The organism is Pseudomonas sp. ES3-33 (assembly GCF_000952175.1).
In the GTDB taxonomy this organism is placed as follows: domain Bacteria; phylum Pseudomonadota; class Gammaproteobacteria; order Pseudomonadales; family Pseudomonadaceae; genus Aquipseudomonas; species Aquipseudomonas gregormendelii.
This window is the reverse complement of sequence record NZ_JZRI01000054.1, coordinates 1-20,025: the sequence shown is the minus strand read 5'-3', so window position 1 is coordinate 20,025 and position 20,025 is coordinate 1. Positions and strand designations below refer to the sequence as shown.

The window sequence follows — 20,025 nt, the reverse complement described above, 5'->3', positions numbered from 1 at the left end:
CGTGTCCGATCGTCCGGAGTTTTCCCATTGCTGGCCCGCACCGCCGGCGCCTCAAGGCGGTGCGGGCCGAGCGCGAGCCGCAGCAACAGTTCATTGACGCGCAGTGCCGAGGACGTCGGATGCCAGAAGGACACCGCCTTCAGTCGCGCATTTCGGCGCGAATTCGGCTCACCGCCTGCGGCCTGGCGCCGCTGCCAGACCGGGACTGTGCAGCAGCGGCGGTGACTATCATCTGAACTATGGGCCGCCGGCGAGACCCACCCTGTAGGAGCTGCCGAAGGCTGCGATCTTTTGATCTTCGGCGGGATCACAAATGCCAAAGATCAAAAGATCGCAGCCTTCGGCAGCTCCTACAGGGTTCAGCTTGTCAGGCAATGGCCTCGATCAAGCTCCGGGCGCCTTGGCCTCCTCCAGCAGTTGCTGAATCATCTGCTCCTGCGCGTCGTAGGCGCCTTCGCCAAAGTGGGTGTAGCGCACCTGCCCCTTGGCATCGACCAGGTAATGCGCGGGCCAGTACTGGTTGTCGAAATTGCGCCAGATCGCGTAGTTGTTGTCGATGGCCACCGGGTAGGTGATGCCAAGCTTCTTCACCTGGTCCCTGACGTTATCGATGATGCGTTCAAAACCGTACTCAGGCGTATGCACGCCGATCACCACCAGGCCATCTTTCTCATACTTCTTCGCCCAGTCCTTCACGTACGGCAAGGTGCGCTGGCAGTTGATGCAGTCGAAGGTCCAGAAATCCACCAGCACCACCTTGCCTTTCAGCGATTCGCCGCTGAGTTCCGGGGAGTTGAGCCATTGGACCGCACCGGCCAGCGATGGCATGGCGCCCTGGGCGTTGTCCATGGTATCGGCCTTGACCTTGCTGACGAAGTAATCCAGCACTTTTGGCACGGTCTCCAGTACCCCCTTCTCAACGCTGCTGATGCCTTCGGACGACGTGCCAGCCAGCAGGGTCTTGTCGGCACCGGTGGCGATCACCACTGCAGCGGCCAGCACTGCCACGCCAGCACCGCGACGCAACCAGCCGGTGACCGGTATCGATGCTTTGAGACGGTTTACCAGGCCACGACCAGCGAAGATCAGGGTACCCAGCGACAGCGCGCTGCCCAGCCCATAAGCCACCAGCAGCAGGCTGGTGCCGGCATTCGCGCCTTGCAACATGGCGCCAGTGAGGATCACCCCGAGAATTGGTCCGGCACAGGGTGCCCAGAGCAGGCCGGTGGCCACGCCGATCATGATCGAGCCTGCCGGGCCGGACATTTTGCGCATGTCGGGATCAAGGCGATTGCCCAGCAGCACGAAAGGCCGCGCCAGCCATTCACCAATGCGCGCGGAAATCAGCGACAGCGCAAACAGTGCCATCACCATCAATGCCACGTGGCGGCCGGTGTTACTGGCCTGTACCACCCACTCGCTGCTGACCACCGCCAGGCTGGAGATCAGGGCGAAGGTCAGGACCATGCCGCCGAGGGTCAGCAGGATCGAGGTACGGCTGCGGTCAACGCCGGCGAACAAAAACGGCACGACCGGGAGGATGCACGGGCTGAGGACGGTGAGGATACCGCCCAGAAAAGCGATGATTAACATGGGATCACCTGAATAATGAGCGGTTCATGCCCCCTGTAGGAGCAAGCTCGCTCCTACAGGGGATTGGTGTCTGGGTTCAGGCCGTCTGGGTTTCCAGCAACTGCCCCTGCGGCGTGCGGCTGGAACCGTCTTCGACCAGCAACGGGCTTGCATCCTTGTGCCCCACCGGGGTCAGTTGAAAACAGGTGCTACCGGCGCAGCTGCTCTGCTCCACCGCAGCATTGGCATGGGCAGCCGCGCCGGCTACGGAAAAAGCCACTGCGGTCAGATAACGGGTCAGGTTTTTCATGATGCGAATCCTCGTAAAATCAGTAATAGGCAATCAGGCGACTCAGTTGTCGTCGTGGCAGCTGTCAGCGAATTTGCGGTAGTCCAGGACCTTGGTGTCGCCCTGGGAATCGAGGTAGGTCAGCTGGGCGTTGATAATTCCGCAGGTCGGCGTGGCGTCCTGTTTCATCGAGATGACTTTCTTGATGTCCAGATGCGTGCCGTAGGTGTAGGTTTCAGGCTTGACCGTGGCTTCGGCGCGGGCCGACAAGGTGCAGATATTCAGCGCGGCAAACAGGCAGGCGGCGTAGACGGCTTTGGTGTTCATGGCGGTTCCCTCAAGGCTTCAATGGGTCAATCGTGGTATTGAGCCGAGGCGGTTTGGGGTTGCCTCGATGGAGCTCATTAGAAGCCCGCCAGGTATCCCCTCTGTGTCGGAAACAGGCACGGGTTAATCGCTACGTATCAGAACCGCCTCCCGATACACAGCGATACAAAACCCCGAAAAAACACGGTTTTTGAGTCTGCGTGTGTCCGCCTTAAGGCCAGATACACTGCAATACAAAGGGCAGGAGTCACGCGCGCGAAGGCTCGATAGACTGCGCGACATCCCCCGTTTACAGAGGCCCGGCCCCATGGAACACGTTGATCACATTCTCATCGTTGACGATGACCGCGAGATTCGCGAGCTGGTCGGCAATTACCTGAAAAAGAACGGGCTGCGTACCACGGTGGTCGCCGACGGCCGACAGATGCGCGCCTTTCTCGAATCCACGCCAGTGGACCTCATCGTCCTGGACATCATGATGCCGGGGGACGATGGCCTGCTGCTGTGCCGCGAACTTCGCGCCGGCAAACACAAGGCCACCCCGGTATTGATGCTCACCGCCCGCAGTGACGAGACCGACCGTATCATTGGCCTGGAAATGGGCGCCGATGATTACCTGGTCAAACCCTTCGCCGCCCGGGAACTGCTCGCGCGCATCAGCGCCGTGCTGCGCCGCACACGAATGCTGCCGCCGAATCTGGTGGTTACCGAAAGCGGGCGCCTGCTGGCCTTCGGGCGCTGGCGGCTGGACACCTCGGCCAGGCACCTGCTGGACGAAGACGGCACCATGGTTGCGCTCAGTGGCGCCGAGTATCGTTTGCTGCGGGTATTCCTCGACCATCCGCAGCGCGTGCTCAACCGCGACCAACTGCTGAACCTGACCCAGGGCCGCGACGCCGACCTGTTCGACCGTTCCATCGATCTGCTGGTCAGCCGTTTGCGCCAGCGCCTGCTGGACGATGCCCGGGAGCCGGCGTACATCAAGACCGTGCGCAGCGAGGGCTACGTGTTCTCACTGGCGGTGGAAGTCATCGGGGCACCCTCATGAATTTCTCGCTGCGCTGGCCCCGCACCCTCGCCTCGCGTCTTTCAATGATTTTCCTGGTAGGGCTGATCCTGGCGCAGGCGCTGTCCTTCGGCGTGCAGTATTACGAGCGCTACGAAAGCGCGAAAAACACCATGCTCGGCAATCTGGAAACCGACGTGTCGACCTCAATCGCGATCCTCGACCGCCTGCCTGCCAATGAGCGGGCCAGCTGGCTGCAACAGCTGAATCGGCCGAACTACGGCTACCTGCTCGACGAAGGAACTGCCGGGATGCCCATGACCGATTCGCCGATGGCGATGAGCTCGATCAAGGAAGCCATCGGCAAGGACTACCCAATGACCTACACCGACATTCCAGGGGCGCGAAAGCATTTCCAGGTGCACCTGAAACTGGCCGATGGCAGTCCGGTGACCATCGACGTCCGTCCGGCAATGGCGCCCTTGTCGCCGTGGTTGCCGGCGGTGCTGCTGGGGCAACTGGCGCTGTTGATCCTGTGCACCTGGCTGGCCGTGAGGATCGCCATCCGCCCCCTCCCCCGCCTCGCCCAAGCGGTAGAAACCCTCGACCCCAATGCGCGACCGGTGCACCTGGACGAGAAAGGTCCTACCGAAGTCGCCCATGCGGCCAAGGCGTTCAACGCGATGCAGGCGCGAATTGCGGCGTACCTAAAAGAACGCATGCAACTACTGGCAGCGATTTCCCATGACCTGCAAACCCCCATCACCCGGATGAAACTGCGCGCCGAATTCATGGACGACTCCAGCGAGAAGGACAAGCTATGGAGCGACCTCGGCGAGATCGAGCACCTTGTGCGCGAGGGCGTGGCCTATGCACGCAGCGTGCACGGCGCCACCGAGGAAGTCTGCCGTACCCACCTGGATTCGTTCCTCGACAGCCTGGTGTTCGATTATCAGGACATGGGCAAGGACGTGTCCCTGGAAGGCAAGACCGACGCGGTGATCGACACCCGCCCCCATGCGCTGCGCCGGGTAGTGGTCAACCTGACCGACAACGCCCTCAAGTTCGCCGGCGCCGCGCAGCTGGAGGTGGCGTCACAGGCCGATGGCAGCCTGTCGATCAAGGTGATGGATCGCGGCCCCGGTATCGCCGAGGAAGAACTGGCCCATGTGCTGGAGCCCTTCTATCGAGTGGAAAACTCGCGTAACCGCAGCACCGGCGGGACCGGCCTGGGCCTGGCGATCGCCCAACAGCTGGCGCTGGCGCTGGGCGGGTCCTTGACCCTGACCAATCGAGAAGGCGGCGGCCTGTGCGCGCACCTCAAGCTGCCCGCGGCTAAATAGCGCCGTTACCACGCCCGCGAACGAACTCGTGGGCTTTGTGCGTGAGCTGATCCAGGTGCCGGTCGCGCTGTTTTTCGGCATCGACCATCGCCCGCTTGCCATGCTTTTGCAGCAGGTAAGTATGAATCTGCCGTACCTCCAGCGAGCTGTAGATGGGCCCTACGTCCAGTAATCCCATGAGCCCGTCGCTGCTGTGGTCACGGGTGTTCATGAGCACCTGGGTGCCGCGCACGCCCACGACCTGGAAACCCATCGATTCGAACCAGGGCACCTTGGCCACGGCGCACGTCAGTTCGGCGTGGGGATAACGCCCCACCATCTCGCGCACCATCCGCCGGGCGATCCCCTGCCGCCGATGACCCGCCTGCACCGCCATGTACGCCACGCCACAGGCATCGGGATCGTCCTGGATCGGCAGGTATAACAGGAAACCAACGACCTGCTCCGGGTCGTCCTCATCTGTGGCCACCAGCAACTCCACGGCAACCCCCTTGGTGCCATTCAACGCCTCCAGATACAGATGCACTTCATAGCCGATCGCATATTGGTAAACGTTGTACAGCAGGTTGCTCGGCGGGATCGCGACCATACTGATGTCAGTGAGGTTGTCGACCACCAGCTGCAGGATCTGACTGGTCAGATGCTCTGGGCATGGGGTTTTGAAATGGGTGATCTGGGGCATGTGCGGCTCTGGGTCTGGGTGGCGCTCGAAGGTGTAATGATAACGCGCAGAGTGCGCATCGGGTGACCGCAGAAGAATGAAGCGGCGAATTCATGAGCCTCACGCATAAGTCTCCCACAGAATCATCTTGCTTCTACAACTGCGGATATTCCTGCTCGCCAACCTTTTCCATCCACTCCACCACCTTGCCATCCTGCGACTCAGCAATGGCAATGTGCGACATGGACGTTTTCCGCCGTTGCCCCATGCCAATGCTTCACATAGGGAGCAATCCACACCGTGTCGCCGGGTTTGATCGATTGCGCCGGTTTGCCGGCCTCCTGTACCCAGCCACTACCCGCAATGACAATCAATTTCTGTCCCAGCGGATGGGTGTGCGAGGCCTTGCGCGCACGGGGTTCGAAGGACCCGCAGCGTATCGCCTGCCGAGGCCGGCCAGTGCCTGCTCGGTTAAGGTATCGGACCTGACGCAGGCGCACCCCGCGCAGCGATGGGCAACACGTGAGCCTGAGTGCCGTTATCAGCCAGATTCCAGGCAGGCTCTCAGTGTTCGGGCGCCACGACCCGAAACTTGATGTCGATGTCCTTGGAAACGACGGTGTCAGCCCACTCCCCTTCGCCGATCCGAAACAGGTCGCGGTCCAGAACGAACTCGCCATTGAACAGGCCGATGCCACTTTCCGGTTTCAGTTCGACCTGGACCTGCACCTCTCGGGTCAGGCCCCTGATTGTAAGATTGCCGATCACGGCATAGCGGTTATTGCCCAGGTCCGTGACCCGGGTCGATTCGAACACGCCCTGGGGATATTCCGGGGTGTTGAACCAGGCCGGTTTCTGCAGTTCGAGGTTGGCGTCGCTGCTGCCGGCGTCGATGCTCGCCATGTCGATGACCAGTCGGGTGCGGGCTGCCGTGGGGTTGGCGGTGTCGAACTCGAAGCGGGCTTCGAACCTGCCGAACGTTCCGTAGACCTCGGAGCCCATCTGGTTGAAGGTGAAGCTGATCTTGCTCGCAGCAGGGTTCACGCGGGTGTACTCGGCGGCTTGAGTGCAAGGCACCGCCCCCGTGATCAAAGTCACCGCCAGTGCAATGGAACACGGGAATCGGCAAGTCATGTGATTCTCCGGTCGGGGCCAGGTTTGCCGATTGCACGGCCGAATGCGGTAAATGTACTAAAGCAAAGAAACGCGCGTTGTTCCACTGTTGCACAAGCCTGGCTTGCCAGCGATGACGCCCTGACATTCACTAAAGCGACTACCGCCGAACGCACATCACCGCGTCATGTATTTCTAAACCAGCCGCTCGATCCGGCGGTGCAGCCAGACGAATCGGTAATACGCCGTCTGCAGCGCCAGCATGGCCAGGTACGCCACCGGAAACGCCATCCACACCCCTTGCAAACCAAACTGCGTATCCAGCGCATAGGCCACGGGCAATTGCACCAGCAGCACGCAGACGATCGAGATCGCCATCGGCACCAGCACCGTGCCGCTCGCGCGCATGATGCCGCCGATGATCGCCTGGAAGCCGAAGATCAACAGGCTCCAGAGCATGATGTGCAGCAGGTGTTCGGCCATCGCCTGGGTCGAGTCGTCCGTGAGGAACAGTCCCAGCAACCAGTGCGACAACAGGTAACCCAGCAACACCAGGCCACCGGTCAGGCCTACGTTGATCCACAGCCCCGTGCGCAGGATCGGCCCCATGCGTTCCAGGCGCCCGGCGCCGATCGCCTGGGCGCCGAGAATCGAGGCGGTGATGGCGATCGACAGCGCCGGAAACTGCACGTAATTGACGATCTGCGTCACCGCACCATATGCCGCCGTCGCCTGGGAGCCGTGCTGGTTCACCAGCGCCAGGATCACCAGTTCCGACAACGACAGTACCACCATCTGCAAGCCGGTCGGCAAGCCGATACGCAGCACTTTGCCGAGGATCACCCGGTCCAGGCGCATCGCCGCGAACATTTCCCGGTCGGGTGCCAGCGGGTGGCGCCTGGCGATCAAGCGCCACGCCAGCCATCCCATTGCCGCCAGGTTACCCGCCAGTCCGGCATACGCTGCGCTCTGAATCCCCAATGGCGGGAACCCAAGCCAGCCTCGAATCAAGGCCGGCGTCAGCGCCAGGCCAATACAAGTGGATACCAGCAATGCCACCAGAGGCGACATCGTATCGCTGACACCGCGCAGCAATTGGGTAAACAGCACGTACACCAGCAACGACGGCATGATCCACATCATCACGTGGGCATAGGCAACGGCGTCGTCCAGCACGTCCGCGGGCGTGCCCAGCCCTTGCAGCGCCGAACGCGCAAATACACTGCCCAGCACTGCGGCTGTCAGGCCGATCATCGCCCCCAGCAGTAACGTCGTACCGGCAATGGCCTTGACCATGTGCGCCTCGCGCGCCCCCCAAGCCTGACCGATCAGCACCCCGGCCCCCGCACCAAGCCCGATTACCAGCGCAATGAAGAAAAACACGATAGGGAACATGCCGGAGACCGCCGCGAGCGCCTGGGTGCCGAGCATCTGGCCGATGTAGATGCTGTTTATGGTGCCCGACATGGACTGCAGGAAATTGGACAGCACCATGGGCGCGAGGAACAGCAGGTAGGTTTTCCAAAGGGGATGGGTTGACATGAAAGGGAGGTCCGTCTCGACTGCGCAGGGTGAGTACTCAAGGATAGCCCCAGGGTCGGGGACAAGGGAACCAAAGGCTGCGCGTTTGCCCTGTGCGACCACACCTTGCGTTTCAACGACTGCCACTCAGTGGCGACCAGGTCCCTGTCGCCATTTGGATCAGGCAGCCTGGAAGCATACGTTTGCTCCATCGGTGGCGTCGATAGTCACCATCAACTCAATGAAGTTCTCATAAAAATCCTGAGGCGTAACATCGCATCCATACCAACCAATAACACCCCGGAGCACACCATCATGAAACGCCAAATCCTTCTCAGCTTCGCCTTTTCGGTTTTTGCAGTAAACGCTTTTGCAGCCACTTCCGCTCAGCCCGTCGTTGCTGAAGGCGGCTCGGATCGCCTGATTGAAAGCCGTGTGGCTGAGGGTGGCTCCGATCGTCTGCTGGAACGCCGCGTAGCCGAAGGTGGCTCCGATCGTCTGCTGGAACGCCGTGTAGCCGAAGGTGGTTCTGATCGTCTGCTGGAACGCCGTGTAGCCGAAGGTGGTTCCGATCGTCTGCTGGAACGCCGTGTAGCCGAAGGTGGTTCTGATCGTCTGCTGGAACGCCGTGTAGCCGAGGGTGGCTCTGACCGCTTGATCGAGTCCCGCGCCGCATGAAGAATCGCTCTGGATCAACACTCACCGAAAGCCCGGCCTCAGCAGCCGGGCTTTTTTGTGGGCAAACCAGGCAATTTGACACTTATGACCACCGGCACACCTGTGTTACATACTCAGTGAGTAGTGAACTTTGTACCCATGAGGTTTTTGCCAATGCGCTTGTGCCCGTTCCTGCCAAAGCTGTTGCCTGCTGCGATACTCGGTTTGTTCATGTGTGGAGCGCAGGCAGCTGTGCCCGCCCCGGCGCCCGACAGTTTGCGACCATTGCTGGTGACGATGTATGAGCGGCTGAGCATCGCCGATCAGGTAGCGCTGAGTAAATGGGATACGCGCCAGCCGACGCAAGACAGTGCGCGGGAAGCGCAAGTCATTGCCAATGCCAGGAAACAGGCGCTGGAACGCAAACTCGACCCGGACGAGGTCGCCGAGTTGGTTGCGGCGCAGATTGAAGCCAGCAAGCTGGTGCAGTACGGTTTGCTTGCCCAGTGGCAGGCGGCTGGCAAGGCACCCGATACGCCAAGGCCAGACCTTTCCACGCAGGTTCGGCCGCGCCTGGATCAGCTGCAAGCCCGACTGTTGACCGAGTACGCCAAGTTCGCCCGCTATCGTACCGACCCCAACTGCCCCTTGTGGCTGGCCACCGCCCGGTCCGGACTGATCAAGGACGCTCTGCATGGCCAGGGACTGATCCGTGCGACGGGCGATCTGTGTATCACTGCCCAGTGATAGGCGATTGGCAGCCATTGCTGGCGTCGATAGTCACCATCAACTCAATGAAGTTCTCATAAAAAATCTCCGGCGTAACATCAGCTCCATACCAACCAATAACACCCCGGAGCACACCATCATGAAACGCCAGGTCCTTCTCAGCATCGCCTTCTCGGTTTTTGCAGTTAACGCTTTCGCCGCCACTTCCGCCCAGCCCGTCGTCGCTGAAGGCGGGTCGGATCGCCTGATTGAAAGCCGTGTAGCCGAAGGCGGCTCCGATCGTCTGCTGGAACGTCGTGTAGCCGAAGGTGGCTCCGATCGCCTGATCGAGAGTCGCAACGCATGAGTGAAGTGTTAACGGCAGCACCCGAAAAAAACCCGGCCTCAGCAGCCGGGTTTTTTCTGTCTGCTCATTGGCCGTCCTGGAACGTCTGCAGGTAGGCCAGCACATCCGCGACTTTCTCGGGATCGCTGAGCCCCCAGAAGATCATTCGGGTCCCGGGCACCACCTTTTTCGGCGCTTCCAGGTACGCGGTGAGCGTTTGCGTGGTCCAGGTGATACCGGCTGATTTCATCGCATCGGAATACTGGTAATCCGTGGTGCTGCCGGACATCCGACCGAAAATCTGATTGAGCTGCGGGCCGAAAGACGCCCGGGCGGACTCTCCGACCTGATGGCAGCCGCCGCAGATACGGCCAAACAGCTTCTGCCCTGCCTCGACATCACCCGCCCCTTTGGCCTGTGCGGTGAACAATGCACCACTAATCAACAAGGCAACCGTTATTCCAGCGGCGTTGTTCATTTTCACTCCTGATCAGACAAGCACTATGCAGGCTGCACAGGATACGGATTGCCCCACCTTTCTCAATCAGGTTTTCACCGCCACCCAGGTGAAACACATCGGCAACTGGGCGCTCTGCTGCTCATAGCGGTCGTACAGTTCTTCGCGATTGGAGTGCGGGTACTCCTTGAAATGGCTGATCGCCAAACCTGCATCCAGGGCACCGGTAAAGATGTCGCCCAGGGTATGGACGAACCAGTATGACGCTGCGGACTGCTGCTCGACCTTGCCGGCATAGACAATCGGTTGGGTTTGCACGAATGGTTCGCTGCGAAAGTACGAGCTGTCCAGGCGGTAAGGATCGCTCGCCTCGGGGTCGAACATCTCCAGAAACGGGTGGGTTTCGTAGATCACCAGCGCGCCACCGGTTTTAAGGATGCGGGCCACATGGCGGAAGAACTCGCCAATGTCCGGCATCCAGTTCAATACGCCAATGGTGACCAGCGCCACATCGAAACGGTTGTGGAGATCGCTTGGGAGGTTATGGATGTCGGCTTCGATGAACTGCGCAGGATGGGGCGAGCGCGCCCCCAGTTCCCGCGCCTGATCAAGGAACGCGGCGGATTGATCGATACCCACCACGCTACGGGCACCAAGGGCAAACAGCGAGAGGCTTTCCCGGCCGTTGTTGCAGCCCACTTGCGCGAGGTCTTTTCCTGCGACGCCGACTTGCTCCAGCAGCGTGTGCAAGGTGGTGTCAAGGCAGCTGAATTCACTGCGTTCTACAGCACTGAGCAGCGCCGGCCATTCAGGGTTGTCCCGATGATGGCGGGCGGAGTCGTTCCAGGCCTCGCGGTTGCTGGCGATGGCTGTTTCCTTGGTCGGCATTTCCATTGCAGGCTCCAGAGATCCGGTCTTGATTGACCGGGGAAGGAGTCTAGTTGAGAGGTGCAGGAAAACCCATTGGGAGATTGTTGGATTCTTGTAAGGGGCAGACTCGCTGACTTCAATGGCCTCAGCGCGAGCAGAGGTCACCCCTGCGAGGGGGATCTCCTGGCGTTGAACGTGCAGCCCCTGCGGAAGGTCTATAGTTAACGACCTTGGGGAAACACCGAAAAACCAGGTGATGCCATGCAAAACATCAAGCTGATGCTGTCGCTCGCTGTATGCCTGCTCGGTGCCAACGGCGCCCAGGCCGATGACAGTCCGATGCAGACGCAGACCTACAACAGCGAGTTTAGCTACTACGGCACGGACCAGCCCTTCGCCCACCCCTCGCCTCCGTCCATCAGCACCGTGCCGCCGGGGTCATACATCTCGACCTCGCCGCAGGACTTCATCCCGATAGCCAGCCAGCACGAGTTTACCGACTCCCGCCTGCCGACCATCGCGGACGCCAGCGTACGGGTGTTCATCCGCTCCTATGACCCCCAGCGCGGGGTGTACGTCAACGAAGAAGTCCTCGACCCCACGTGCCTGCTGGCCTGCCTGAGTCGCCAGGGCCCGGCGTTGTAGCCCGGCTACCACTGGCGCTTGTCCGGACGCGAGAGGCCGAGCTTTTCGATTCGGTAGCGCAGCATGTCGCGGCTCAAGCCCAGCAGGCGCGCTGACTTGGTCACGTTCCAGTCGGTCTTGTCGAGCATCTTGCGCACCATGTCACGCTCGACCTCAGGCAGGTTCATCGACTCGGTGCCGTTGTAGACCGGCCGCGGCTCGTGGTGTTGCGCTTCCTGGAGGATCGGTGGATCGTCCACCAGGCTCAGGCACACATTCAACTGATGAGCCGCGATGGTGTCACTCTGGGCCAGCAGCACGGTCTGTTCGAGCATGTTGCGCAGCTCGCGCACGTTGCCCGGCCAGCTGTAGCTGAGCAGCAGTTCCTCGGCCTGGTCGCTGAAATGCAGGTTCGGCTTGCCATAGCGCTTGCCGTGGGCCGCCAGGAAATGCCGGGCCAGGAGCAGGATGTCTTCGCCGCGGGCGTACAGGCGCGGCACCTTGATCGAGATGATCCGCAGACGGAAGAACAGGTCGCGGCGGAACTTGCCTTGCTGCACCATCTGTTCGAGGTTGCAGTTGGTGGCGCTGATCACCCGCAGGTCGACCTTGCGCTCCTTCACCGAACCGACCCGGCGGATGGTCCGGTCTTCCAGCAGTTTAAGCAGCTTGGCTTGCAGCAGCAGGTCCATCTCGCCCACTTCATCGAGGAACAAGGTGCCGCCATCGGCGGCTTCGACCAGCCCGACCCGGCGATCCTTGGCATCGGTGAAGGCGCCCTTCTCGTGGCCAAACAGCTCCGACTCCACCAGGTTCGATGGAATCGAGGCGCAGTTGAACTCAATGAACGGGCCCTTGCTGCGCGGCCCGTCGAAATGCAGCGCCCTGGCCACCAGTTCCTTGCCAGTGCCGGTCTCACCCTCCACCAGCACCGGCGGCAAATCGGTGTTGGCCATGCGCCGCTCGGCGTCGAGCAGTTGGGCGATGGTGCCCTTGAGGTATTGCATGGGTGCCGACTCGCCGATCAACGCCTGCACGCCGGACTTCTGTGCTTCACGGTCCTGATAAAACGACAGCGTGCGCTCCATTCGATCAGTCGCCAGGGCCTTGTCCAGCAGCAGCTTGAGCTCCGGCAGAGCCACCGGTTTAGTGACGTAGTGGAAGGCGCCTTCTTTCATCGCCACCACGGCGTCTTCGACGTTGCCGTAGCCGGTCATCATGATCACTTTCAGATCCGGCGCGCTGACGCGCAGCTTCTGGATCAGATCGTGACCGCTCATGCCCGGCAACGAGTTGTCGGTCAGTACCACATCAGGCGCGAACGTGCGCAATTGCTCCAGTGCATCTTCCGCCGAGTGGCAGACCGTGACCTCGAAGTCTTTGCGCTCCAGGTAGGTCTGAATATTCTCGGCGAGAAGTTCGTCATCCTCGACCAGCAGTATGCTGTGCTCCATATTCCCCTCCCGTTGCCACTTTGAAGTTGAGACATACGCGGGTTCCTTCCAGCTCCCGACTGGTCAGTTCGACCGAGCCTTCGAAACGCTCCATTATTCTTTTGACCAGGGCCAGGCCCACGCCCAAACCGCCTTGCTTGGTAGTAAAAAACGGCTTGAAGACCATTTGCTGCTGCTGCGCGGTCATGCCTTTGCCGGTGTCGCTCAACGTCAGGCTCACCTGCCCCGGCTGCGACGAATCGAAGCCGATCGTCAGCACGCCGCCCTTGGGCATGGCCTCCAGGGCATTGGCAAACAGGCTATTGAGAATTTGCGTGAGGAGCACCCGCTGACTGACGACCGGTTCGATCAAGCGCGCAGTGAAGCGCACCTCGACGTTCGAACGCCGGATCAGCGGCTCAAAGGCGTTCAGCGTGTCCTCGATGGCGAGCAACAGGTCCACGGCTTCGGAGTCGTCATTGGCCGGGCGCAAGGACACCAGCAATTCGCGGACCCAGCGCGACATGCGATCGACCTGGCTGATGATGTCGCTTATGTTTTTCTGTGCACTCTGGCTGGCAATGTCCTGGGCCAGTTCGGCGCTGGAGCGGATGTTCGCCAGGGGATTGCGCAAGCTGTGCGCCACCGCGGACGACATCTCCCCCAGGGCTACGAAGGTCTCGTTGGCGATCAACAGTTTCTGCTGGGTTTGCAGCAGCCTGGCAGCGCGCCGCACGATCCAGAACAAGCCCAGGTAGATGGCCGCGCCGCCCAGTGCAGTGGCCAGCCAGATGGCCTTGAACCCACGCTGGATGCGCGCTACCAGGTCTACGGGCTCCTTGTAGATTTCCACCATGGCAATGACCTTGCTCCTGTCGGCGTTGAACATCGGGATGTAGTTCTCGACGAACAGATAAGCCGGCTCGCGCAGGAACCGCTGCTCGGGACGCTCATCATCGACCTCGTGATAGCTGGTGGACACCGCTTCCTTCATCATGAAGGATTCGTCCAGCTCTTCGTCACCGGTGATGCGCTCACCGATCAGGTCGGGGTTGGTCGACCACACCACCGTGCGATCCAGCGCAAAGACGTGGGCCAGCAGGATGTCCGGCAGGTGCTCCACGTGGTCGAGAAATTCAATGCGAGCCGCAGCGCGCTTCTCGGGGGGAACATCTGGATAAGCGTTGTCATCACGCGGGTCAAGCATCTCGCCCATGGTCCGGCGCGGATTGATCGAGGCATGGCGGATTTCAGCGTCACCGATGGCCTGGATGAATTGCGCAGTCAGCATGGAGTCACGCTCGATGCTCTCCTCGACCACAAAACGCGTGGAGATATAACCCAGGCCCAGGGCCACGGCGGCGATGATGACGAAGCTGCCCACGGAAAACCAACGCAGCAGATTGAACTGACCAAGCCAGCCCTCCCGCATTGCGGCCAAAGGTGGCGCAGGTGCTTTTAATTGTTGTGGTCTGTGCATGGGCCTATCCCGCTCTACAGGGGCGCTTTCCAAATCAGTGTAGGTGGCAATCATTGCCTCCGACGGCCCAATGATGGTAAATCGCCGCTATTGTGTTTGTGCCGCCAGCGCCTGCTGGCGTTCGGTCTCTTGCGTCAGAAAATCAATCACCGCCTGGGCCGAGCTTTCATCCAGCCGCAGGTTGGGCATCGGGATTTTTTCGAAGCGTTCGAACAGCGCTGTGGCGATCGGGTCTCCCTCCGCCAGCATCCGGTCCGGCTCACGAATCCAGCGACTCAGCCAGGCCGGGTCGCGCTGGCGGGTCACGCCGATCAGGTCCGGCCCGATGCTGCGCATGCCAATGCCCTGGCCATCCTGCGGGCCAAGGCTGTGACACGAAGCACAGCGGGTGCGAAACAGTTCTTCGCCGGTGCTCGGCGGGCGGATCTGCGGCGCGTCGGCATAACTTTGTTCAATGCTCGGCTGCTTCCAGTTCTGCAAGGTATTGGCCAGTTGATCGGCGAGGATCCACGGATTTTCAAAGGGCGAGGCCTTCATCCAGCGGCCGGTTTCCTGGTTGCCGACGATCAGGCTCAGGTTGTGGTCCTTGTTGCGGCCGTTGTCGACGCCTTCGATGAACAGCCCGAGCTTGTGCCGAAGCTCGGTGACATCGTCGAATTCACCGGTCAGAAATTGCCAGCCCGGCCCGACCCTGAAGCGTTGCGCGTAGGCCTTGAGTACGGCGGGTGTGTCGCTTAGCGGATCGATGCTGATCGAATAGAAGAAGATGTCCTTGCCGACCCGATCCCCCAACAGCGTCTGGACCTGGCGCAGGCGCGCGGTTTCCAGCGGGCAGGAATCGCTGCAAGAGGTGAAAATGAAGTTGATCACCACCACCTTGCCCTTGATCAGGTCGTCGAAGAAATGCACCTGCTGACCGTCCTGGTTGGTCAGCAGGGTGTTGGGGAAATAATCGCCGCCCCAGGGCGTCACCGAGCCATTCGTCGCGGACGCCGCCTCGTGTGCCAGCAGCAACCGGCTGGCCAGCACGCAGGTCACCAGCAGCAGCACCAGGTGCATGCCCAGGGCCCGGGAGCGCGGCGTGTACAGTGGCCGGTCGACCGGTAGGCGGTTCATTTTTTCACCGTCACTTGCGGGCCGAAACCGTCGCCGGTGCGGAAGGTTGGCAGTGCGGCGGAGTTGACATAACGCACTCCGTCCCAGCTTGGCAGTGGCGTCGGCATCAGCTGCAATTGCCCGGGTTTTTCCAGGTCCCAGCGCAGCAGCATGGAGTTGTCTTCGTGCTGGGTGTTGTGACAATGCTCCATGTAGGTGCCGCCGAACTCACGAAAGTTGATCGCAAATTCCACGCTGTCCAGGCCGTCGTTCTCCGAGCCGATACGGTACACGTCCTTGCGCGCCCATTTTTCCCATTCAGGAGGCGCCTTGCCACCGCGACTGAGAATGATCCCTTCCTCGAAGTGCACGTGCACCGGGTGGCTCCAGCCCTTGCCGCCGGCCTTGATATTCCACACTTCCAGAGTGCCGAAACCGCTGACTCCAGCGTCGGTAGGCCCGGTTTTAAGCTGGATCGAGGTATTCAGGCGCCGCGGGTCCATGTGGAAGCCGAAACCGCCATCGGTCTTGACCGTCCAGGGCGCGGCATCAGTGCCGTCCGAGCGGCCGTAGGTGAAGGTGCGGTGACGGGCCTGGGCCAGCAGTACCTTGTCGGCGGCGTTGTCACGATGGATCTTCAGCGGAATCATCACCAAACCTTCCGCCTTGCCCGGCTTGGCCGGCTCGTAGGCTGCCGGGTCCATGGCCAGGTCCTGGCCGGTGTAGGCCTTGACGTTAAACTGGAGGATTTTGCCGACGCCCGGGTCACCCTTGTCCCACTGCGGCCCCTTGCTCGATTGTTTGAGCACCGCCAGGTATTTTTCCGACAGCACATCGCCAAGGGGGATTGGCTCATTCGGCCCCTTGCCGTCGTCGTGGGCCAGCAGGTTGACCACGAACAGCTTGTCCCCCGGCTTGATGCCGTTTTTCGCGAAGTTGACGATGATATCGAAACGCTCGGCGATGCCCTGGGTCGGCAGGATCGCATTGTGGTTCTGTTTATCGCCGTCGGCATCCAGGTCCATGCTGCCGTCAAAGGGCACGCTGTGCTCCATGATGTTGCCGTCGTTGGCAATCATGTGGAACGGCACCCGGCTGTAGGACACCCCGGAGTTTTTCGGCCCCTGGAACTCGCCGCTGCTGCCCTTGATTTCGCGCACGATGGCCAGCTTGAAGTAACGCGACACCGAGCCGTTGAGGACGCGCAAGCGATAGCTGCGGGCGCGTACATCGAGGGTGGGTTTCCACTGCCAGTTGACCAGGATCTGGTCGCCAAGGAAGCCGTCGGTGTTGAACGGGTTGAACCACAACTGGCCGGACTGATCCCAGGCCTTGTCGGCGATCACCAGGTTGACGTCGTAGTCGCGATTGCCCCACGGCAAGGCGCTGCCGCTGGGCAAGCGCAGGTTGACGCCGTCGTTGACCGACTCGTTGCCGCGGTCCAGGGCGCTGTAGTAGTTCATCATCGCCGCGTTGCCCTTGTAGACGTTCTGCGCGGTGAAATCGAGCATGTGGTCGTGAAACCAGTGGGTACTCATGGTTTCGCGCCAGTCGCCACGGATCTTGATCGTACCGTGGTCGCAGGTCTTGCGGCTGGGGGCCAGGTCGTTGGTCCAGAGGGTCTCGCCCGGCGAGCAGGGGAACGCCGCGCGCGGATCCTGGGCGTCGGTGTTGATGCTGTCATAGCCGGCCAACTGGATCGGCCAGCGATAGTCGTAGTACTGGCCGGGGAAGAAGAATGCATTGGCATAGCCATCGCTTTCCGCTGGCGCGTGGCCGTTGTGTTCGTGGGTGCTGATGGTGTGCAGGCCGAAGCCCATGTTGGCCGCCGGGTCGATGGGCAGGCCGTTGTAGTGCCTCATCAGGACGGGCTGGCCGTAGCGAACCATCAACAACTTGGGCGGCAGGGTGCCGTCGAAGGTCCAGATCGAATTGTGGTTCTGCACCGGCATGTTCGGGTGAAAGCGCGGGTCGACGCCCTTGGCGGTGCCGTCGGTGGCCGGTACGCCGGCCACGTTGTGGTAGAGCCCACCGGGGCCGAACTCGCCCAGCGCATAACCATGCATCTGCCGGCTGTCACGCAGCCCGCCATTGACCCGGGCACCGGTCTGCACGGTCTTGTAGGCCAGTTGCGGGTAGAACTCGTTCCAGCGCTGGTGGGACCAGCCCTTTCCAGGCGGGCGCCCTTCCGCCGACGAGCCGATATGCCGGTTGAGGAAATATTCGATCTGCGCCTGCCAGGGGTTGCGGTCCACGACGTTGGCGAACTGACTGGGGAACGGTGTCAGCCCCGGTTGACGCAGGAAAGCATCGAGCGCGGCGCTCGGAGGCGCACTGCGCGCTGCACTGGCGGGGTCCTGTTGCGGCGCCGGGCCGATAGCCACGGGCGGAAACGGCAGGGGCGCCGCCGGTGTGGTCGGGTCGAGCTTTTCCGGGCCGAATTCTTCGAACAACAACAGTTGCTGGGTAAATGGCTGGGCGCCAAACAGTGGGCTGGGCTTACCATTCGTGGGGTAGTTGAAACTGGTCTGCACCGTCGGCGGCAGGATGTTTTCCTGACGCGGCGTGTCGCGGCTGCCTTTAACGCCATCGGGCAAATCGAAGGAATCTTCGTTGGCCTCCGGCATGGTGAGGATCGCATTCAAGGCGCCGGCCCTGTCCTCGGGTTCGTCGTAATACGCCGAAGGGTCCGAGGGTTCGGGCTGTCGCTCGTCGTCGATCGGGCTGGCACGCAAGGAAGATGCACCCAGGGTCATCAGGAGGATGCCCACGGGCGTAAACCACTTGCAGGTTCGTTTGAAGGGGTACGTCGATTGCCTGTTCATCACCAGCCGCCTCACAGTCAGAAGGGGTACTGGTGGAATTGCAAGGAGCTCGCCATATTTGTAACAGATTAATACAAAAGAACTAACGCCATTCAATACAATGGCTTAACAACATCAATGTGCCATGACTGACCGAAGTGACTGGGGAATGGCACCCGCTAGCGGGGAAAGTTCATCCCCAGGTTCAGGGAATCAGCTTGAACCACAGGCGCACGCTAGTGCCCTCGCCTTCGCGACTTTCCAGCTGCACCGAGCCGCCAAAACGCTCCATTATCCGCTTGACCAACACCAGCCCGACGCCAAGCCCGCCCTGCTTGGTGGTGAAAAACGGGCGGAAGGCCATGGTGCGTTGTTCGGCGTTCATGCCCTTGCCAGTGTCGCTGATCACCACGCTGACGCTGCGGGCATCACCGGGATCCAGCCGCACGGTCAGGGTGCCCCCCTTGTCCATGGCTTCCAGGGCATTGGAGACGAGGCTGTTAAGTATCTGGTTGAGTTGCACCTGCTGACTGCGCACCATCGGCGTCTGTGTGGGCTCGAACACGACATTGATCTCGCCCTTGGCGATCTGCTGCTCGAACGCCGTCAGGCTGTCGTGCAACGCCGCTACCAGGTTCACCGGTTCCGCTTCTTCGCTCAGCGGGCGCAAGGATTGCAGCAACTCGCGCACCCACTTCGACATGCGGTCGACCTGGCCGATGATGTCGTTGATGTTCTTGTGCGCCGCGCCAGTGTCGAACTCCAGGGCCAGCTCGGCGCTGGAACGTATGGTCGCCAGCGGGTTGCGCAAACTGTGGGCAACCGCCGAGGACATCTCGCCAAGGGCCACAAAGGTTTCATTGGTGATCAATTGCTTCTGCTGGGTCGCCAGCAGATTCGCCGCGCGCCGCACGATCCAGTAAAGCCCCAGGTAAATCAGCCCACCGCCCAGGGCCGTGGCCAGCCAGATCAGCAACAGGCCACGCTGCATGCGATCAATCAGATCCTTGGGCTCCTTGTAGATCTCGACCATCGCCGTGACCTTGTCGCCGTCGGCATCGAACAATGGAATGTAGTTCTCGATAAAAATGTATTCCGGGGGAGTGACGAACTTCTGCTCCGTGCGGCTCTTGTCCACTTCGTGATAACTGGCGGACACGGGAATTCTGGAATTGAAAGCCTGGTCCAGGTCATCGTCGGTGTGGATGGAGGTGCCCATCAGGGACGGGTTGGTCGACCAGATCACCGTGCGGTCGGGGGCATAGATGTTGGCCAGAATCACGTCCGGCAAGTGCTCGATATGGTCGAGGAATTCGCCGCGGGCTTTGGCCCGGGCCAGAGGGTCGACGTCGGAAAAGTTGCGATCCTGACGCGGGTCAAGCAGCTCGCCCATGGTCCGCACATGCGGGATGGACACGTGGCGCACTTCGGCAGAAGCGATTGCCTGGATGAACTGCGAAGTCAGCAAGGCGTCACGCTGGACGCTTTCGGTAATCACGAAGCGTGTCGACACTGCCCCCAGGGCGATCGCCACCGTGCCGATCACAGCCATGCTGATCAGCGAAAACCAGCGCAGCAGGTTGAACGGCTGTTTGCGCGAGCCCAGGCGAACATCGCCCTGGTGGGACGCGAGTGTTTGAGTCGACCTGGCCATGGATAGCGTTCCGCACGAATTCCCCTATAGGGTTATAGCCCACCCGCCAATCTTTGCCCGATCCT

At 61.1% G+C, this 20,025-nt stretch carries 17 protein-coding genes and 4 pseudogenes; 7 read left to right on the top strand and 14 right to left on the bottom strand.

The annotated features are described in order from the left end of the window. Positions 1–81: 81 nt before the first annotated feature. Positions 82–225: pseudogene (locus UB23_RS30220) on the top strand (AraC family transcriptional regulator); the annotation flags it as partial. Between the two features lie 159 nt (positions 226–384). Here UB23_RS30220 and UB23_RS09065 read toward each other — a convergent pair. The 3 genes from UB23_RS09065 to UB23_RS09055 all read right to left on the bottom strand — a co-directional run bounded on the left by UB23_RS09065 (position 385) and on the right by UB23_RS09055 (position 2,188). Next, positions 385–1,593, bottom strand: a complete 1,209-nt coding sequence (locus UB23_RS09065; protein ID WP_045059013.1) for a cytochrome c biogenesis protein DipZ — start codon at positions 1,591–1,593, stop codon at positions 385–387. Between the two features lie 76 nt (positions 1,594–1,669). Then, positions 1,670–1,882: a hypothetical protein gene (locus UB23_RS09060; RefSeq protein ID WP_045059012.1), complete on the bottom strand. Its 213-nt coding sequence runs from the start codon at positions 1,880–1,882 to the stop codon at positions 1,670–1,672. A gap of 42 nt (positions 1,883–1,924) precedes the next feature. Beyond that, positions 1,925–2,188: a DUF2790 domain-containing protein gene (locus tag UB23_RS09055; protein ID WP_045059011.1), complete on the bottom strand. Its 264-nt coding sequence runs from the start codon at positions 2,186–2,188 to the stop codon at positions 1,925–1,927. Between the two features lie 307 nt (positions 2,189–2,495). Between UB23_RS09055 and UB23_RS09050 the strand changes: the two genes are divergently transcribed. Beyond that, positions 2,496–3,236: a response regulator gene (locus tag UB23_RS09050; protein ID WP_045059010.1), complete on the top strand. Its 741-nt coding sequence runs from the start codon at positions 2,496–2,498 to the stop codon at positions 3,234–3,236. Then, on the top strand, positions 3,233–4,537 hold the full coding sequence (locus UB23_RS09045) for an ATP-binding protein (protein WP_045059009.1): 1,305 nt from the start codon (positions 3,233–3,235) through the stop codon (positions 4,535–4,537). The genes UB23_RS09050 and UB23_RS09045 overlap by 4 nt, the downstream gene beginning before the upstream one ends. Here the strand turns inward: UB23_RS09045 and UB23_RS09040 are convergent. The 4 genes and pseudogenes from UB23_RS09040 to UB23_RS09025 all read right to left on the bottom strand — a co-directional run bounded on the left by UB23_RS09040 (position 4,530) and on the right by UB23_RS09025 (position 7,853). After that, positions 4,530–5,219 carry a GNAT family N-acetyltransferase gene (locus UB23_RS09040; RefSeq protein WP_045059008.1) on the bottom strand — a complete coding sequence of 230 codons (690 nt, stop codon included), beginning with the start codon at positions 5,217–5,219 and terminating at the stop codon, positions 4,530–4,532. The genes UB23_RS09045 and UB23_RS09040 overlap by 8 nt on opposite strands. A 133-nt stretch (positions 5,220–5,352) precedes the next feature. Next, a pseudogene (locus UB23_RS28410) lies at positions 5,353–5,707 on the bottom strand (cupin domain-containing protein). Between the two features lie 55 nt (positions 5,708–5,762). Beyond that, positions 5,763–6,332, bottom strand: a complete 570-nt coding sequence (locus UB23_RS09030; RefSeq protein WP_045059007.1) for a YceI family protein — start codon at positions 6,330–6,332, stop codon at positions 5,763–5,765. Positions 6,333–6,506: 174 nt separating this feature from the next. Continuing rightward, on the bottom strand, positions 6,507–7,853 hold the full coding sequence (locus UB23_RS09025) for an MATE family efflux transporter (protein WP_045059006.1): 1,347 nt from the start codon (positions 7,851–7,853) through the stop codon (positions 6,507–6,509). A 294-nt stretch (positions 7,854–8,147) separates the two neighbouring features. On the opposite strand from UB23_RS09025, the pseudogene UB23_RS30570 reads away from it, so the two are divergent. From UB23_RS30570 to UB23_RS09010, 3 genes and pseudogenes are all read left to right on the top strand, one after another. Then, positions 8,148–8,507: pseudogene (locus UB23_RS30570) on the top strand (phage infection protein); the annotation flags it as partial. Positions 8,508–8,663: 156 nt separating this feature from the next. Further along, on the top strand, positions 8,664–9,236 hold the full coding sequence (locus UB23_RS09015; protein WP_045059005.1) for a chorismate mutase: 573 nt from the start codon (positions 8,664–8,666) through the stop codon (positions 9,234–9,236). Positions 9,237–9,357: 121 nt separating this feature from the next. Continuing rightward, positions 9,358–9,561: pseudogene (locus UB23_RS09010) on the top strand (phage infection protein); the annotation flags it as partial. A gap of 67 nt (positions 9,562–9,628) precedes the next feature. Here the strand turns inward: UB23_RS09010 and UB23_RS09005 are convergent. Further along, positions 9,629–10,021 carry a c-type cytochrome gene (locus UB23_RS09005; RefSeq protein ID WP_045059003.1) on the bottom strand — a complete coding sequence of 131 codons (393 nt, stop codon included), beginning with the start codon at positions 10,019–10,021 and terminating at the stop codon, positions 9,629–9,631. Between the two features lie 66 nt (positions 10,022–10,087). Continuing rightward, complete coding sequence (locus UB23_RS09000; protein WP_045059002.1) at positions 10,088–10,894, bottom strand: class I SAM-dependent methyltransferase; 807 nt, start codon at positions 10,892–10,894, stop codon at positions 10,088–10,090. 237 nt (positions 10,895–11,131) lie between these two features. Here UB23_RS09000 and UB23_RS08995 point away from each other — a divergent pair, with 237 nt between their 5' ends. Beyond that, a complete protein-coding gene (locus UB23_RS08995) occupies positions 11,132–11,515 on the top strand; it encodes a hypothetical protein (RefSeq protein WP_045059001.1) in 384 nt (127 codons plus the stop codon). A 5-nt stretch (positions 11,516–11,520) separates the two neighbouring features. Here the strand turns inward: UB23_RS08995 and UB23_RS08990 are convergent, their stop codons facing one another. The 5 genes from UB23_RS08990 to UB23_RS08970 all read right to left on the bottom strand — a co-directional run bounded on the left by UB23_RS08990 (position 11,521) and on the right by UB23_RS08970 (position 19,960). Continuing rightward, positions 11,521–12,948, bottom strand: coding sequence for a sigma-54-dependent transcriptional regulator (locus UB23_RS08990; protein WP_045059000.1), 1,428 nt, complete (start codon positions 12,946–12,948; stop codon positions 11,521–11,523). After that, on the bottom strand, positions 12,917–14,407 hold the full coding sequence (locus UB23_RS08985; protein WP_045058999.1) for a sensor histidine kinase: 1,491 nt from the start codon (positions 14,405–14,407) through the stop codon (positions 12,917–12,919). The genes UB23_RS08990 and UB23_RS08985 overlap by 32 nt, the downstream gene beginning before the upstream one ends. 87 nt (positions 14,408–14,494) lie before the next feature. Then, positions 14,495–15,523, bottom strand: coding sequence for an SCO family protein (locus tag UB23_RS08980; RefSeq protein ID WP_045058998.1), 1,029 nt, complete (start codon positions 15,521–15,523; stop codon positions 14,495–14,497). Beyond that, a complete protein-coding gene (locus UB23_RS08975; RefSeq protein ID WP_442963623.1) occupies positions 15,520–18,258 on the bottom strand; it encodes a multicopper oxidase domain-containing protein in 2,739 nt (912 codons plus the stop codon). Before UB23_RS08975 ends, UB23_RS08980 begins: the two co-directional genes overlap by 4 nt. Before the next feature lie 253 nt (positions 18,259–18,511). Beyond that, the gene (locus tag UB23_RS08970) at positions 18,512–19,960 is read right to left on the bottom strand and encodes an ATP-binding protein (RefSeq protein WP_045058996.1); all 1,449 of its coding nucleotides are present in this window, start codon (positions 19,958–19,960) and stop codon (positions 18,512–18,514) included. Positions 19,961–20,025 lie beyond the last annotated feature (65 nt).